Source organism: Sphingobacterium sp. CZ-2 (assembly GCF_004526235.1).
GTDB classification, from domain to species: domain Bacteria; phylum Bacteroidota; class Bacteroidia; order Sphingobacteriales; family Sphingobacteriaceae; genus Sphingobacterium; species Sphingobacterium tenebrionis.
The window spans coordinates 259,884-275,982 of record NZ_CP038159.1; the positions used below are offsets into that span (position 1 = coordinate 259,884).

At 43.0% G+C, this 16,099-nt stretch carries 13 protein-coding genes; 10 read left to right on the top strand and 3 right to left on the bottom strand.

Features of this window, described 5'->3' with window-relative positions:
- Nucleotides 1–52 precede the first annotated feature (52 nt).
- Entirely contained in the window at nt 53–1,042 is a 990-nt protein-coding gene (locus tag E3D81_RS01185) for an aspartate-semialdehyde dehydrogenase (RefSeq protein WP_134776128.1), read from the top strand.
- Between the two features lie 87 nt (nt 1,043–1,129).
- Here E3D81_RS01185 and E3D81_RS01190 read toward each other — a convergent pair whose 3' ends face one another.
- Nucleotides 1,130–2,113: a Kelch repeat-containing protein gene (locus E3D81_RS01190; RefSeq protein ID WP_134776129.1), complete on the bottom strand. Its 984-nt coding sequence runs from the start codon at nt 2,111–2,113 to the stop codon at nt 1,130–1,132.
- A gap of 3 nt (nt 2,114–2,116) precedes the next feature.
- Nucleotides 2,117–3,475, bottom strand: coding sequence for a DUF4270 family protein (locus tag E3D81_RS01195; RefSeq protein ID WP_167554207.1), 1,359 nt, complete (start codon nt 3,473–3,475; stop codon nt 2,117–2,119).
- Nucleotides 3,476–3,695: 220 nt separating this feature from the next.
- On the opposite strand from E3D81_RS01195, the gene E3D81_RS01200 reads away from it, so the two are divergent.
- From E3D81_RS01200 to pncA, 3 genes are read left to right on the top strand one after another with little or no spacing between them, the layout of a single operon-like run.
- A complete protein-coding gene (locus E3D81_RS01200; RefSeq protein WP_134776131.1) occupies nt 3,696–5,129 on the top strand; it encodes a sensor histidine kinase in 1,434 nt (477 codons plus the stop codon).
- The gene (locus E3D81_RS01205; RefSeq protein ID WP_134776132.1) at nt 5,126–5,800 is read left to right on the top strand and encodes a response regulator transcription factor; all 675 of its coding nucleotides are present in this window, start codon (nt 5,126–5,128) and stop codon (nt 5,798–5,800) included. The genes E3D81_RS01200 and E3D81_RS01205 overlap by 4 nt, the downstream gene beginning before the upstream one ends.
- A gap of 21 nt (nt 5,801–5,821) precedes the next feature.
- The gene (pncA, locus tag E3D81_RS01210) at nt 5,822–6,412 is read left to right on the top strand and encodes a bifunctional nicotinamidase/pyrazinamidase (RefSeq protein WP_099366993.1); all 591 of its coding nucleotides are present in this window, start codon (nt 5,822–5,824) and stop codon (nt 6,410–6,412) included.
- Nucleotides 6,413–6,446: 34 nt separating this feature from the next.
- Here pncA and E3D81_RS01215 read toward each other — a convergent pair whose 3' ends face one another.
- Nucleotides 6,447–9,308: an outer membrane beta-barrel protein gene (locus tag E3D81_RS01215; protein ID WP_134776133.1), complete on the bottom strand. Its 2,862-nt coding sequence runs from the start codon at nt 9,306–9,308 to the stop codon at nt 6,447–6,449.
- Nucleotides 9,309–9,433: 125 nt separating this feature from the next.
- Here E3D81_RS01215 and E3D81_RS01220 point away from each other — a divergent pair, with 125 nt between their 5' ends.
- The 6 genes from E3D81_RS01220 to E3D81_RS01245 all read left to right on the top strand — a co-directional run bounded on the left by E3D81_RS01220 (nt 9,434) and on the right by E3D81_RS01245 (nt 16,057).
- On the top strand, nt 9,434–9,976 hold the full coding sequence (locus E3D81_RS01220) for a TetR/AcrR family transcriptional regulator (protein ID WP_099366991.1): 543 nt from the start codon (nt 9,434–9,436) through the stop codon (nt 9,974–9,976).
- Nucleotides 9,977–10,077: 101 nt separating this feature from the next.
- A complete protein-coding gene (locus E3D81_RS01225) occupies nt 10,078–11,784 on the top strand; it encodes a glycoside hydrolase family 3 protein (RefSeq protein ID WP_099366990.1) in 1,707 nt (568 codons plus the stop codon).
- 119 nt (nt 11,785–11,903) lie between these two features.
- Nucleotides 11,904–12,437 carry a transposase gene (locus tag E3D81_RS17330; protein ID WP_209023091.1) on the top strand — a complete coding sequence of 178 codons (534 nt, stop codon included), beginning with the start codon at nt 11,904–11,906 and terminating at the stop codon, nt 12,435–12,437.
- Nucleotides 12,438–12,661: 224 nt separating this feature from the next.
- Nucleotides 12,662–13,342 (top strand): IS3 family transposase, encoded by a 681-nt coding sequence (locus E3D81_RS01235; RefSeq protein ID WP_262708803.1) that lies wholly within the window; start codon nt 12,662–12,664, stop codon nt 13,340–13,342.
- A gap of 437 nt (nt 13,343–13,779) precedes the next feature.
- Nucleotides 13,780–15,207: an L-serine ammonia-lyase gene (locus E3D81_RS01240; RefSeq protein ID WP_099367625.1), complete on the top strand. Its 1,428-nt coding sequence runs from the start codon at nt 13,780–13,782 to the stop codon at nt 15,205–15,207.
- 16 nt (nt 15,208–15,223) lie between these two features.
- A complete protein-coding gene (locus E3D81_RS01245) occupies nt 15,224–16,057 on the top strand; it encodes an MBL fold metallo-hydrolase (RefSeq protein WP_245153259.1) in 834 nt (277 codons plus the stop codon).
- Nucleotides 16,058–16,099 lie beyond the last annotated feature (42 nt).

Consider the following 16,099-nt stretch of genomic DNA (forward strand, 5'->3'; position numbering starts at 1 on the left):
AATTAATTAATTAAGATCTATTTTTTTATAAATTTTTTAAAGTAAAAACTAAATGAAAGTTGCAGTAGTAGGCGCGACGGGACTTGTCGGGTCAGAAATGTTGACCGTATTAGCGGAACGTAATTTCCCAGTATCAGAATTGATTCCAGTAGCTTCGGAAAGAAGTAAGGGTAAGGAAATCGAATTCAAGGGAAATAAGTATAAGGTTGTGACGCCTACGGAAGCTATTGCACTGAAGCCGGATGTTGCTTTGTTTTCGGCTGGGGGTGGTACCTCTACCGAGTTTGCTCCTTTATTTGCAGAAGCGGGTATCACCGTAATTGACAACTCCTCTGCTTGGCGTATGGATCCATCCAAAAAATTGGTGGTTCCTGAGGTGAATGGTGATGTGCTTACCGCAGAAGATAAGATTATCGCTAATCCGAACTGTTCTACCATTCAAATGGTAGTGGTGATGAAACCTTTGCATGAAAAATATAAGATCAAACGTGTCGTTGTTTCTACTTACCAATCCGTTACAGGAACAGGTGTAAAAGCGGTAGACCAATTGATGAACGAGCGTAAGGGAGTAGAAGGAGAAATGGCTTATCCATATCCGATCGATCTAAACGTCATTCCTCACATCGATGTATTCCAAGATAATGGATATACCAAAGAGGAAATGAAGATGATCAAGGAAACGAATAAGATCATGGGAGACGACAGCATCAAGGTTACAGCAACCACGGTTCGTATCCCTGTGATGGGAGGACACTCTGAGTCGGTAAACATCGAATTTGAGAACGATTTTGATCTTGATGAACTGAGAGCGACATTAGCTGCTCAAGAAGGCGTGATCGTTGTGGATAATCCTGCGAAATTGGAATACCCGATGCCTAAGGATGCCCATGGCAAGGATGAGGTATTCGTTGGACGTATCCGTAGAGACGAATCCCAGGACAAAACAGTAAACCTTTGGATCGTAGCAGATAACCTGCGCAAGGGAGCAGCAACAAATGCCGTTCAGGTAGCTGAACTATTGAACAAGAAAGGTTTAATCTAACCCGAGATAATTAGGTCGATGTTAGCATCGACCTTCAACAAAAAAGGACGGCATTTGCCGTCCTTTTTTATCGTAATATCAAAAATATTATCTAACAGGAGTAAATTCCCAGTTATCATCAAAGAAGCTAGTTCCAGTAGAACCAGTTGTGATATATCCTTTACCTTTTACAGCAAAACCTACTGCCTTCTCACGAGCAGAAGTTAAAGATTCGTGTTTGTCTGTCCAAGTGTTGTTAGAAGGATCGAATTTCCAAACGGTATTAACAATACCAGAAGCAGAACGGCCACTCACTACATATCCATAGTTTCCGATAGCAAATGCAGATGCATTGAAACGTCTTGCATCATAGTTATCAGTTCTTAAGCTAGGTAATTTAGTCCAAGTAGTACCATCAAATTTATAGAAATCATCAGTAGGTACACCATTTGAGTAACCACCACCCACATACGCTACACCATTGATTACGAATGCATAGGCATACGCTTTTTTGTAGGTAAATGGCGTTTCGATTTTTGTCCATGAATCTGAGGATGGATCGTATTTGTAGAAATCGCTGAATGTTTTATCAGTAGATGTAGCACCTAAACCAACGTATGCATTGTTTCCGATAGCGAAAGCAACCGCTCCAAAGCGCGCTTCACCAGGGAAATCAGCAACTTTTGTCCAAGAGTTAGCTGTAGGGTTATATTTGTAGAAATCTTTCAATGCACCAACAGCGTCACCACCGTATCCTAAACCTACATAGCCTTGATCGTTTACTGAAAAACCTACTGCACTATGTCTTGCAGGACCAATAAAATTAGCTTTTGTGCTCCATTGAGATCCATCAAAAGCATGGTTATCTGCTAATACTTCGTTTGTTTTTAAATAACCACCTACAATATAGGCAACATCATTTATCGTGAAGGTTGAAGCTCCGTTACGTGGATCTTCTGGAAATACTGCTGAGCGAGTCCATTCAGTAGGTCCTGTCTCCGTGGTTTCCTCATCATCTTTTTTACAGGAATTGAAGGATGTAATTGCTAAAGTGGCTACTAAAAATAGTGCTAGCCAATTTTTCTTATTCATAGACTATTTAAATTTTGTATATACGATATTTAATTTAACTTTCGGTTGATTGTTTTGGGTCGCCAAAATACTGGTGTTTCCTGTGCTGAATAATGCTGGATTGCCCAAAGATAAGTATAATGATTTATTTTGAGCGTCAGGAAGGTTGACTGTACGGATATATTGGATCATGTTGAACACATATTTCCCAGGTCTACCCGTGTTATTTCCCAAAATATAAGTTCCTGTCTGTACCGTGTTGGTAAATGGAACAGGCAAGAAATTGGTCGGAACACCCATATCTGTCGTGTAAAGGACAGGTTGTGGTGCAGCCGTATAATATCCCAAATGGGAGGATGCAATCTCTATTTCTAATTCTGCTTTATTGATGGCGATGCCAGGTTGTTGCATAAAATCACGCAATGCTGGAAAGCTGATCTGCGTAGCTACTCCTGAACCGGCCTGGATAAAAGAAATGCCGTTAGTTTCTGCAACAGGAAGCGGATTTGTCGTTGTCAATGCTTCGAATTCAGTTCCCGTTCTATCAGCAACAATGTTATTATATTGAACGGATTTATCAGCCATGTTCAACGTTTTTACCCCTTTCTTTCTAAACCCGTCGGTACCCACATAGGAGTAATTGATCCTTACTTCTAAGGTATCCTTGAATCCGACCATCGCTGTATTGCCAGCATCCGGTCGAATGGTCAATCCCTTAAAGTATTCTTGAAAATTAGATGCAGAATTGAAAGCTACATCGTTGTTCTTGATTTTCTGGAAGAATTCTGTTCCAACTGCATCTGAAAGCCTAACCGATAAGGTGTCCACTTTGCTCATATGCGGTCTGAAGCTAACCGACCCTAACGCATTCGCATCGAAATTGAAGGATTGATGTGCGAATATTGTTGCTCCTGGATAGTAGATAGGAAATGATATTCCTGTCGGTGATGGAGTCAACGTAGTCGTTTCAAGAGCCTGCGTCAAACGATGAACATAAATCTTTTGGATTTTGCTGGTATCGCCATAAGCGTAACGATTGTTGCTCGGACGGATAACCAAATTCAAAGAGTCGAATTTTGCTGTTGTAGGAAAATCATTCGTAATCCCTGCCGGATTAAGTCTGAAAAAGGTGTTGGAAGTCAATGAACCAATAATAGGTTGGGTAACTTTTCCCACCAATAATGTTCCTGTTGCAGCTGTTGGAATGGTAGGCATTTGAACTGTAGAAACTACAGCAGACAAGCTGTCTACTGAAGAAACGTTCAAATTATCAATATTGTCGTTCTTCAACGAAATCGCCATATCCTTATCACAACCGGATAAGAATAATACAGCGCTTAGACTGAAAGTAGCAAAAAGAGAAAAACGTAAATTTTTAATCATAAATTCATTAGTCATGCAAAAGTATAGAAAGAGAATTGTTATTCATTGTTATATTTTGTTAAAAATCACGCAATTTCCCCTATCTTTTGCTTTATATTAACGGTTAAAACGGCTGATTTGCGACAATCAAATTGTCCAACTGTTAATCAGTGTTATAAATTGTTAAAAGCATCAAATTCTTTATGCCGTGCAAATCTACTAATTTAAATTTGTTTTAATTATGTTAAAAAACTATAAAATATTGATGCTTGCCATCGTCCTGACCGCTTCAGGTATCATCCTGGTGCTGAGTGTCTGGCTGTATGGGAGTTATCAGATTCGAAAGCAATTTTATTTGGGTACGGCGGAGCACGAGCTTTTCGATGTCATTCAGGATTTTTATCAAGATAACGAGGCTGAAATTCAAAAGGATAACCAGAACCAACGCAGAGGGCGGGTGGATCGGATCAGTATGGCCATCAAGAAGAAATATCCGGTCATCAATATAGACTCGGTGAAGGCCATCTTCGAAAATGAAAATTTCGGACGGAGGCAGAATAACGATCGTACAACGAACGATAGCCTGTCAAACGGTAAACCCAGAATGAGCCGTCATTTCATTTCCTCCTTCGTCTTTCGAAACATCAATTGGAGCGATGAAGTATTGGATACGCTTTCCAATAGGCTAACCATGGCTTTAAAGGAAAGAGGAATGTATACCCCCTTTAAACTAAGCCTGCTAAAACTTCCAGACGAAAACGAACGCAACGGAAGATTTTATAAAGAACGGTTCAAGGAAAATAAAACAAGACCGACCATGGTTGATGCCGGTGAGAACAAGTACCTGGAGCTGGATTTTGACAATCCCTGGCTATACCTGTTAAAATCCATCCTTTGGCAAGTAGTCATAGTGGTTCTCCTGATCTGTTTAATGATCGGAACCTTTATCTACCTCTTGGATACCATCAAAAAGCAGAACCAATTGGCAAAGATGCGGAAAGCATTTGTGAACAACATGACCCACGAACTGAAAACACCTGTTTCTACGGTTATGGCAGCGGTAGAATCCTTAGAACGCTATGGGGCCATGAACGATAAGGAAAGGATGGATCGATATTTTCGGATTTCCAGGCATGAGCTGGAACACCTATCCGATATGATCGAACGGGTATTGCAGGTTGATGTAGCGGAAACCAATGGCGTACTACTCGAAAAAAGCTGGGTGGATGTTGTTGCTCTTCTTAAGGAATGCAAGGAAAATGCCCAACTATTTGCCAAAAAAGCAGTTAGCATAAACATTGAAACCAACGTGGAAAGCTATGTGGTTTTTGCTGATCCTGCGCATATTAAAAATGTTTTCAGTAACTTATTGGACAATGCGATCAAATATGCGGCAGATGATGTGCAGATCATGATAAAGATCCAAGGAAGGGACCAAGCGGTTGAAGTGAGCATCCAGGATAATGGAATCGGTATTCCGAAATCATACCAAAAGGAGGTTTTCGATCTGTTTTTCCGGGTACCTTCCGGCGATATCCACAATGTAAAGGGATTTGGATTGGGCTTGGCCTATGTAAAACAGATTGTTTCCCAACATCATGGCACCATCGAATTGCGTAGCGAGGAGGGAAATGGAAGTATTTTTATTGTTAATTTACCGAAAGAGACAAAATGATCAATGTATTATATGTAGAGGACGAGGAAAGCTTGGCCATGATTGTTACCGATAGCTTGGAGGCCCATGGTTTTATGGTCCGACATGTATTGAACGGTCAGCAGGCATTGGTTTTCCATCAGAAATATAAACCCGATATCATCATCCTCGATGTCATGATGCCCTTAATGGATGGATTTACCGTAGCCAAAGAGATCAGGAAAACAGATCTTCATACGCCCATCATTTTCCTAACCGCCATGACGCAGACCGACGATGTGGTGAAGGGATTCAAGTTGGGTGCCAATGATTATATCCGCAAGCCATTCAAGATTGAGGAACTGATCGTTCGTATCGAAGCGGCTTTAAAGAAAAATGGACAAGGCATGTCCAATAATAAATTTGTGATCGGGAACTATACCTTGGATACCCTGAAAAACACATTGAGTATAGGCGATGAAACCGAAAAACTATCCTATCGAGAGGCAGAATTACTGAAAAGACTGATCGAAAGTAAGGATAAGGTACTGCCAAGGGATGAAATCATCCGCACCTACTGGACAAACGACACCTATTTTACAGGCAGAAGTCTGGATGTTTTTATCAGCCGGATCCGTAAATACCTTTCAGGCGATGAAAGGATCAAGATTACCAATATCCGAGGGGTGGGTTATATGCTGTCCTTAGATTAAGGATTATTTGTAAATTTAAGTATGAAAGCGCTAATAATTGTTGATGTACAATACGATTTCCTTCCTGGAGGCTCCCTTGCGGTTGCCAAAGGTGATGAGATCATACCGGTGATAAATTATATACAGAAAGATTATGATCTGCTGGTTGCTACCCAAGATTGGCATCCGGATAATCACCTGAGTTTTGCCAGCCAACATGAGGGAAAATTACCTTTTGAAGTGATCGACCTATTTGGGCTGGAACAGGTCCTATGGCCCGACCATTGTGTGCAGGGATCCTACGGGGCTGAATTTTCCGAAGATCTAAATATGAATAGGGTAGAAGCAATTTTCCGGAAAGGAATGGAAAGGAACATCGATAGCTATTCAGGTTTTTTTGATAACGGAAAAAGGAAGGATACCGGATTAGCGGGCTATTTAAAGGCAAGGAAGGTGGATGAAGTGCATGTTTGTGGATTGGCTGCTGATTATTGCGTATACTTTACAGCGATGGATGCATTAGCAGAAGGATTTAAAACCAACATCATTTCCAAAGCGACCAAGGCAATTGACAAAGGTGCTTTTATGGAAAAGAAAAATGAATTTATACAAGCAGGCGGATTATTATTGTAAATAATCCGCCTGTCCAATCATATCTATTCGTGAATTAAAATCTTCCTCCCCGGTTACCTCCTCCTTGATTGCCACCACGCTCATTTCTATTTCCGCCGCGATCTCCGCGATCCCCTCTTGGTCCTTCGGATCTTCCTTCTGGTGGAGCTGAACTTCGACCTCCAAAATTACGGATGTTATACGTCAGGTTCAATATGAAATACCTATTCAAGGTCTGTGATGTAGAGTTTGTAATGGAGGTAGGGCCAACATTCCGGTTGATGTTCTTCGCATTATTCAACAGATCGAAACCTTTGATGGAAAGTTCCGCATTCTTCCTTCGTAAGAACTTATAGCCCAAAGAAGCATTCAATAAGGTCAGGTTAATGTTCTGCGAGTTCGCTGAAGTGGAATTATTATTCTGGATCGCTCCGTTATTGATATAAACCAACTGATAGCCGATCAAGAAACTCTTGAACAATTCGATGGTTGCTCGCGAATTGAATCGATGATTGATGATGTTGTATTTCGGGTTGATCGTGTTGCTGGGGTTCTCAATAAATCGAGAAGACAGGTCATAGCCAACAGAAATCGTATATCTTCTATCAAAATTACTGTTCAGGGAAACCCCTTGCGAAAACCCAAAGGTTTGGTTTGGCGTCAAAACAGAATTCAGGAAGCTTTTTCTTTTGTTGTAAAATAAATTCGTAGTCGCATTCACATTAAAACCCAATTTTTTAATCGGCAACCCATAACTTGTCTGTGAATTCAAGGAATAGACCCCATCCACATTTGTTCTGGAATTAAAACGTCCGCCTGCACCCAATTCGATATCATCAAAAAGGATGATGCTGGTATCGGTTCTAAATTCATTGTCTACAATACTGTTGTCGATGATGTTAAAAGTAGCATGAGTCGTAAAACTTCTGCCGTTAACCTTGTTTACATCCCTATAATTTAACTTTAAGGAATGGGAGTATTCTTGTTTCAGATCCGGATTTCCTGTTGAAATATTCAAGGGGTTTTCATTGTTGAGGTAATCCTGCAGATCAGAGATCGACGGAACATTGGTGTTGGTGTTGTAGGTAAATTCGATTGTCCGTTCCTTGGTAAAGAAATAGGTCGTATTGAAATTCGGCAAGAAACTACCAAAGTTAGCTACGGTTCTTAAATCATAAGGTACTGTTCGATCATTAACACGCACGCCATGTTCATAGTTCAAGCCGGCCTGAATTCGTAATGTATCTCTTTTATTATAAGAATAGGAAAGCCCAACAGAATGATGGTTGAAATCGTTTCGGAATTCATTGGACAACCGTTGGTTCAATTCTTCGTATTGACCGGTTTCCGCTAAAAACTCCAATGTTTTCCGATCAGAATAATTACTGGTGTTCCGGAAACCGTAATTGGCCTGCAACCTCGACAGGTTATTGATGTTTTTGGTAAAACTCAATCGGCTATTGAATCCAGAACCATAACCATAGGTGGCATTCTGTCTATTGATGGTATCGCTTCGCTGCAACACAGCGTTTCTATAATACTCATTGAAGGCCAATGTTTGACCCAGCGCATCATTACTGCTTTTATTTCCATCGATATTCAAACTTATCGTTTGTCCTGGAGCCTTAAATCGGTGCATATAAGTCAGGTTTCCCCCGAAATTGAAGTTATTGCTCGAGTTGTTGTTACTTCGATCCACATTGTTGATTGGATCGGTCTTATTATAAGAAGTATTACTCTGCGTTGAATTTTCCCTGTCATTCCATCTCAAGGACATGTTCGGGTTGAAATCCAGGTTGTTCATGCTATCCAATCGCCATTTGAACCTTCCGCCTAAGGTATGCTCATTATTGATGGCCTCCGAAATATTGTGAGAATTCTGGAATTGATTTTCTCTGCCTGAACTGAGGAATTCAATATCATTTAAAATATCATTATTGGTATTGGATTTCCGGAAATTATAGTTGGCATTCACTTCCAGTTTTTTATCCAGGAAGGAGTTCGTATAATTCGCAGCCCCTGCGTAGGTGTCGGTAAGTCCATTTTCCGTGTTGCTGTTTCCATTTCGGGAGCCACCACGTCCAACAGAACCCAGGTCCGTTTCATTGATGTTATTGGCCATGAGGGCAACCGACATTTTCCGGTCTCCATTAAAGGCATTCAGAGCGGTGTTGATCGCAAATTTATCCGCATCGCCCTTACCCGCATTCGCACGGCCGAAAAATCCACTGCGGCGATCTGGTTTGGTGACGATATTGATCACCTTATTCCGTTTTCCATCATCAAATCCGGAGAACCTCGACTGCTCACTCCGTTCATCAATGATCTGTAGTTTGTCGATAATATCTGCTGGCAGGTTCTTTAGGGCTATCCGAGGGTCGGAAGTGAAGAATTCCTTTCCATCCACCAAGATCCTTTTTACATCCTCTCCATGGGCTTTTACATTCCCATTCTCGTCGATCACCACACCTGGCACCTGAGCCACCATTTCATCGGCATCGGCATATTCCCGGGTCTGAAAATTCTTGGCATTGAATTCCATGGTGTCCCCACGAACAGCCACAGTAGGAGGGGCCGTAATGGCAATCTCCTCGATCATGATCTCTCCGGGTTCCATGGCTAAGTTCAGGTTCATGGCTTTATTAGCCACCGTAACCAACAGCTCGCTGCGCTTAAACCCCAATAGGGTTGCCGTTAATTGGTAATTGCCGGGGTTAACTTTCTCGAAAGAAAATTCCCCTTTATCGTTTGATTTTATACTAGTTCGGGTGGAGTCTTTGGTATGAAGAAGGAGTAAGGTAACATCCTGCAACCCTTCGTTCTTTGTTTTGTCGGTTATTTTACCGGATAGTTTCACCTGTGCCTGTATGGTGGTAGTTAGCCCCAACCATATCAGGAGAAACAGCATGTATTTCATGGTTAAGAAAATTGATTGCTCAATATTAATTCATTTAAGTGTAAATTAATGTAAATACTGTTAAATCACAAAAAAGATACAATGTGTAGACTAAGCGAAAAAAGGATATATTTGTCTCATTAGGAATGAAGGAAACTAGTTTAAGTAGAAAAGAAAAAATACTGCAGACGGCATTACAGTTATTTGCAACAAAAGGATATCTGGACAGCTCCACGAAAGAGATTGCCGCACAGGCGGGTGTCTCGGAGGCGCTGATATTCAAGCATTTTGGAAATAAGGATGCCTTATTGGCGCATATCGTCAAATCCGGTTACCGTAAAGTGCTCATGCAGCACAAGGGTATGATGACCTATAAAGGGGCTAAGGATTTTTTGCGCAATATGGTTTTGCTTCCTAGCCAGCTAGTGGCCGAAGAACCGCTTTTCTGGAAGCTCCAGGAAAGATTATCCCATCATTCCTTTTCCAAATCCCAACACGAGCTTTTCATAAAACCTGTACAGCCCATCGTTCATCGTGCGTTTGTAGAACTCGGTTTTAAAAATCCAGAATTGGAAACCCAATTTCTCCTTCTGGTTATCGATATGCTCTGGAAGAAAGAGGCCTGTGGTGATATTGAAAATGCAGCCGAACTTGCCAGCCTGATCCAAAAGAAATATGATTTGACGTAATGCGTGTTTATGCACGTTTATGATCGAATTTTCGAATAAAAGCGCAGTATTATTTCCATAACTAAGCAAAATTTCCGTATTTCGTAACAAACTAATTTGTGATGATTAAAAAAATAGCTAGTGTAGGCGCCCTTTCTTTATTATTTGTGAGCTCCTTATTTGCACAAAAGAAGCCTGAATTTATTTCTTTTGTAAACCAAAAGCATGCTTGGGTTGATTCTGTATTCAACAAATTGACACCCAAAGAACGCATCGCACAATTGTTTTTGGTCCGTGCGCATACCAATTTGGGTCAGAAATATATTGACTCTGTACAAAATGTCATTCAGAAGGAACAGTTAGGTGGCCTAGTGGTTTTCCAAGGAGGACCTGTGCGTCATGTCAATATGTTCAATAAATACCAAAAGGTATCCAAAGTGCCTTTGTTGATCACGTTTGATGGTGAATGGGGATTGGGCATGCGAATGGCGGATTCGACCATCTCTTTTCCTTATCAGATGACCTTGGGCGCTATCCAAAATGATAACCTATTGTACGACATGGGTCGTCAGATTGCGAATGATTTCCACCGTATCGGCATGCACTTTAATTTTGCACCGGTTGTGGATATCAACAATAACCCAAAAAATCCGGTGATAAACTTCCGCTCTTTCGGGGATAACAAATACAATGTGGTCAGAAAATCCAAAGCCTATATGAATGGTATGGTGGATGGTGGTATTTTGGCTTCCTTGAAACATTTCCCAGGACATGGTGATACCGATGTGGATTCACATTACGACCTTCCGCAATTGAAATTCGATAAGGCGAGGTTAGATAGTTTAGAGATTTATCCGTTCAAGGAATTGATCAATGCGGGTGCACCATCGGTGATGGTTGCCCATATGAACATCCCTTCCTTGGATGCGACTCCGAATATTCCTTCTTCCATTTCCAAAAAGGTAGTGACCGATCTGTTGCGCAAGGAATTAGGCTTTAAAGGCTTAACGGTAACGGATGCAATGGATATGAAGGGGGTTAAGAAGTTCTTCCCTAATGGCGAGGCGGATGTAATGGCGATCGAAGCTGGTCATGATCTTTTGGAGATCTCCGAGAACAGTGGCCGGGCGATTGATCTGATCGAAAAGGCGATCAAATCTGGCCGAATTTCGCAGGCTGATATTGATGTGCGGGTGAAGCGGGTTTTGGCTGCGAAGTTATGGTTGGGCTTGAATAAGAAAACAGAGGTGAGTAGCCGTAATCTTTATCAGGACCTGAACAGTCCTTCTTCGCAATCCTTGGTTCAGCGTTTAGCGGATGCTGCGGTTACTTTATTGAAATCTGATCGTGGAATCAAACGTTTTGATGCCAAAAGAGAAACTGCGGTGGTGAGTGTGGGTATTACGAAGGCAGAAGATTTTGAGACCGGCTTAGCCACTCAGTTATCGAATTACAAGCAGTTCTTTGTAAAAGGTGATGAGTCGGAAGAGGTATTAAAGGATTTGATGAAAGAGATCCGTGGTCATAAGCAGATTATTTTGGCGATTCATGATAATCGTTCAAGACCAAGAAGCGAGCTGGCATTTACAGCACCTACGGTAGAGTTTATTGATAAATTGGCTGGTAGAAGAACCATTTCTTTTATGTTCACCAATCCATATGCGATGAATTCGGTGGATGTGATGCGGAGTTCGTCGGTGGTATTGACTTATCAGAATGATTTCTTTATGCAAAAAGCGGCGTTGAAGGTTTTGTTGGGACAGATTAAAGCAGAAGGTAAATTACCTGTAACGATTTCAAAGGATTTGAAATATGGTAAAGGATTGTAATCGAATTATTTTGTTTTTTTGATAGATATGGAAGGCTAACCAAAGGGTTAGCCTTCTTTTTTTGTGGGGGAAATGGGGGTTGTCCAATCCTAAAAAAGCTATACACAAAAACAAAGTGTATGGAAACAACAGAAAGAGAGTTTGAGTTCGCGGAGCGGACCAGTAAGAAGCAGCCATTCGACAAGCGTCTGATCCTCCACATGCTGGATCAGATCGAACTTGGGGTCCCTCGCCGGGACCTGATGGAACAGTACGGTGTGTCCGAACTGAGCCTTATCCGCTGGATGAAGAAGTTCGGGCGACAGCCCATTGGGCCAAAGCGGTATACCAACGATCTGAAGCGTTCAGTGGTCAGGGCGGTCCAGGACGGGATGAGCGCCTACCGGGCGGGGAACACCTTTGATATCTCCTGCGGTACGGTCTCCAGATGGGTCAGGGAATATAAGGGGGAAAATACCGAACTTAGTTCCCCAAAACCCGATGATATGGCCAAAAATAAACCCGTAGACCCCAAAGAGGCAGAGATCCTGGCCCTGAAGAAGGCCCTGGAGTATGCAAACCTGAAGATCAGGGCATTGGATACCATGATCGACATTGCCGAGGAACAGCTCAAGATCGACATCAGAAAAAAGTCTGGTGCCAAGCGGTCGTAAAGATCAAACAGGAATCCCCAGCAATGGGGATCCGTTTGATCTGCGGACTGTTTGGAAGAACAAGGCATGCGTACTATGACCGCCAGTGGCGGGGGCAGGATGTCGGACTGAAGGACGAGGTCATCCTGCAGCACGTGCTGCGGATACGCAGCGAACAGAGAAGGATCGGTACCCGGAAGCTGCTCCATATGCTCTCCGGCCCCCTGTAGGAACATGGGATCAGGATCGGCCGCGACTATCTCTTCGCCCTGATGAGGGAGCATTCCCTACAGATCAGGACCAGGAAGAGGAAGGCGGTCACCACCGATTCGCGGCACTGGATGAAGAAGTACGGGAACCTGATAAAGGGACTTACGGTCGAGCGTCCCGAGCAGGTCTGGGTAAGCGACATCACCTATGTACAGCTCAACAGACGCTGGGGATATCTGAGCCTGATCACCGATGCCTATTCCAGGAAGATAGTGGGCTGGGCGTTCAGGGGCGACCTCTCGGCACAGGGATGTATCGATGCCCTGCAGATGGCACTGCGGCAGAGGCAGTATCCGGGAAAGGGTCTGATACACCACTCCGATCGGGGTTCGCAGTACTGTAGCAAGGGCTATGTGGATATCCTGCGCTCCAACGGGATAGCGGTCAGCATGACCGAGAACGGGGATCCCTACGAGAACGCGATAGCCGAACGGGTGAACGGCATACTGAAGGCAGAGTTCGACCTCTACACATCACAGAGCGGACTGAGGGAGACCACCGGAAAGATACGGGAGAACATCAGGGTATACAACAACCTGAGACCGCACGCGAGCTGTGACTACCTCACCCCTGAACAGGCACACATGAGATCAGGTGCGCTCAGAAAGAGATGGAAACCGAAAAAATATCCAATAGTGAAAAAAGAGTTTGTATAGTACATATAGTATTACCAAATTTGCCTGTATAATCAATTCAGAATTAAACCAATAATCTGTATAGCTATATAAGGACAAGACAGGTTGGGTTCGAGCTTAAACTAAGGTGAAAGTAATGTGAAAGTATGCTTTTAGTATGTAAGGCATGGGATTTGGTGCTATAATCATGGTTTAAGTATGTTTTAAGGACGATTTTAATAGAAAAGATGGTGTTTTACATAGCAAACTCTCTTCATTGCGAGGAGTTACGAGGAAGCAATCTTTGGACTACACTCAGCATTTCATGCGGGAAGATTGCTTCGTTCCTCGCAATGACGCGGCGCCACTCATCCCACCACTCATCCCTCCACTCATCCTCCCCCCTCCCCCAATCCCCTCCTAACATTTTTTTTAAAAATGGTAAAAGAAAGGCTACTTTTGTCTTAATAAATTAAATTATGGCAAAAGAGCAGATTTCTATTTTTGATATGTTTAAGATTGGGATTGGTCCTTCCAGTTCCCACACCTTAGGACCTTGGCGTGCTGCACAACGATTTGTGGAAGTGTTAAAAGAAAAAGCTGCACTCGACCGTGTTCAAACGGTGAATATCTTGCTCTTTGGATCACTTGCCAAAACGGGTGTTGGCCATGGTACCGATATTGCGGTATTATTAGGCTTAAGTGGCGATGATCCTGTCACATTCGATGTGCATGACGTGGTTCCCAAGGTGGACCGTATCAAAGCCAACAAAAAATTAACCTTGGGTGCTGAAAAGGAAATTGAATTCGACTACGATACCAATTTACTATTCCTTTTCGACCAAAGTTTACCGTTCCATCCAAATGCGGTCACTTTCCAGGCTTTCCTAAGCGATGGTTCCGCCATCAGCGAAACCTATTACTCTATCGGAGGAGGTTTTGTTGTTCAGGAAAATGATACGGAAGGGGTATTGACAGAATTGGATCTGCCATTCCCCATCGATACCGCACAGGAATTGATGGTTGCCTGCATGCGTACCGGACTTAAAATTTCGGAACTGGTGCTGGAGAACGAGTGCTCCTGGCGCTCAGAACAGGAAACCAAGCAAGGAGTGATGCAGATCTTCCATACCATTAAGGAATGTATCTATAAAGGCTGCCATACCGATGGTGTACTCCCAGGAGGATTGCACGTGGAACGTCGGGCATCCAAATTGAACAAACGTATGCTGAAAGGGCGTACTTACCATGATTATGATACCTGGCTGGAAGCAATCCGTGCCGGTGGACGTGATTTTGGTTATATATTAGATTGTGTAAGCTGTTTTGCCTTGGCGGTAAATGAGGAGAATGCTTCCTTTGGCCGTGTGGTAACAGCACCTACAAACGGTGCAGCAGGGGTTATTCCTGCCGTACTGCAATATTATCTGGCATTTCATGATGCCTATAAGGAAGAGAAGATCATTCAATTCATCGCAACAGCTTCTGAGATCGGTTCTATCTTCAAAAAAGGAGCGACGATTTCTGCGGCTATGGGCGGTTGCCAAGCTGAGATCGGTGTTTCCTCCGCGATGGCGGCGGGCGCATTGACCGAGTGCTTGGGAGGATCCCAACGCCAGGTCTTGATGGCAGCAGAGATAGCCATGGAGCATCATTTAGGACTGACCTGCGACCCTATTGGTGGTCTGGTTCAGATTCCATGTATTGAGCGGAATACCATGGGCGCGATCAAGGCCATTACAGCAGCCCAATTGGCGCTTCAATCCAATCCGGACAAAGCCAAAGTGAGTTTGGATGCGGTAGTGAGCACCATGTGGGAGACCGCATTGGATATGAACGCCAAATATAAAGAAACGGCTGATGGTGGATTGGCCATCAAAGTGCCATTGAGTTTACCAGAATGTTAATCCTTTAAATTTTTCCATGATTAGGTATTGTGCGTTAGCTTCAGGGAGTAATGGAAACAGCTATTATATAGCGAAAGGGAATACGGCTATTCTGGTGGATGTGGGCATCAACAATAAGCATCTGCATCTGCGGATGGCTAGTCTGGGAATTAACCCTGCCAGCATCGATGCCATTTTTATTACCCATGAACATACGGACCACATCTGCGGATTGGCCGTGTTTGCCAAAAGGTACCAGATACCGGTTTATCTGACCGTAGGGACCTATGAATCCTCCCGAATTCAATTACCGGAGTATCTCTTGCATTTTATCAAAGCCGATTCCATTGTAAATGTTGGTGACTTATCCGTTTATGGCATTCCTAAATACCATGACGCAAAGGAACCCTGCAGTTTCATGGTTACTGATGGAGAAATCAATATTTCGGTATTGACCGATATCGGAAGGATCTGTGTAAATGTGATGAAGGCGATCGAGATTTCCGATGTGCTGTTCCTGGAATCCAACTTCGATGAGGATATGTTGCAGAATGGAAGATATCCCTATTACCTAAAGAATAGGATCCGAGGAGGAGAGGGCCATCTTTCCAACAGGATTTCGATGGATGCCTTTTTGGCCCATCGTTCTTCCCGGATGAAACACCTGATCCTTGGCCACCTCTCCGGCGAGAACAATAGGGTAGAACTGGTGGAAGAATTATTTGCTCCTCATTGTGTAGAGATGATACTGTCGGTGGCGAAACGAACCGAACCCAGTGCTTTGTTCCAAATCGCTAGACCAGTGGAAACGGAAATAAGCTATACATCGATTACCTATCAATCCATTCAGATTGAAGGCTATTCCGATTAATTGAAATAAAAATAATAAAAGCCCTTTTCCTGAGCAGGATAA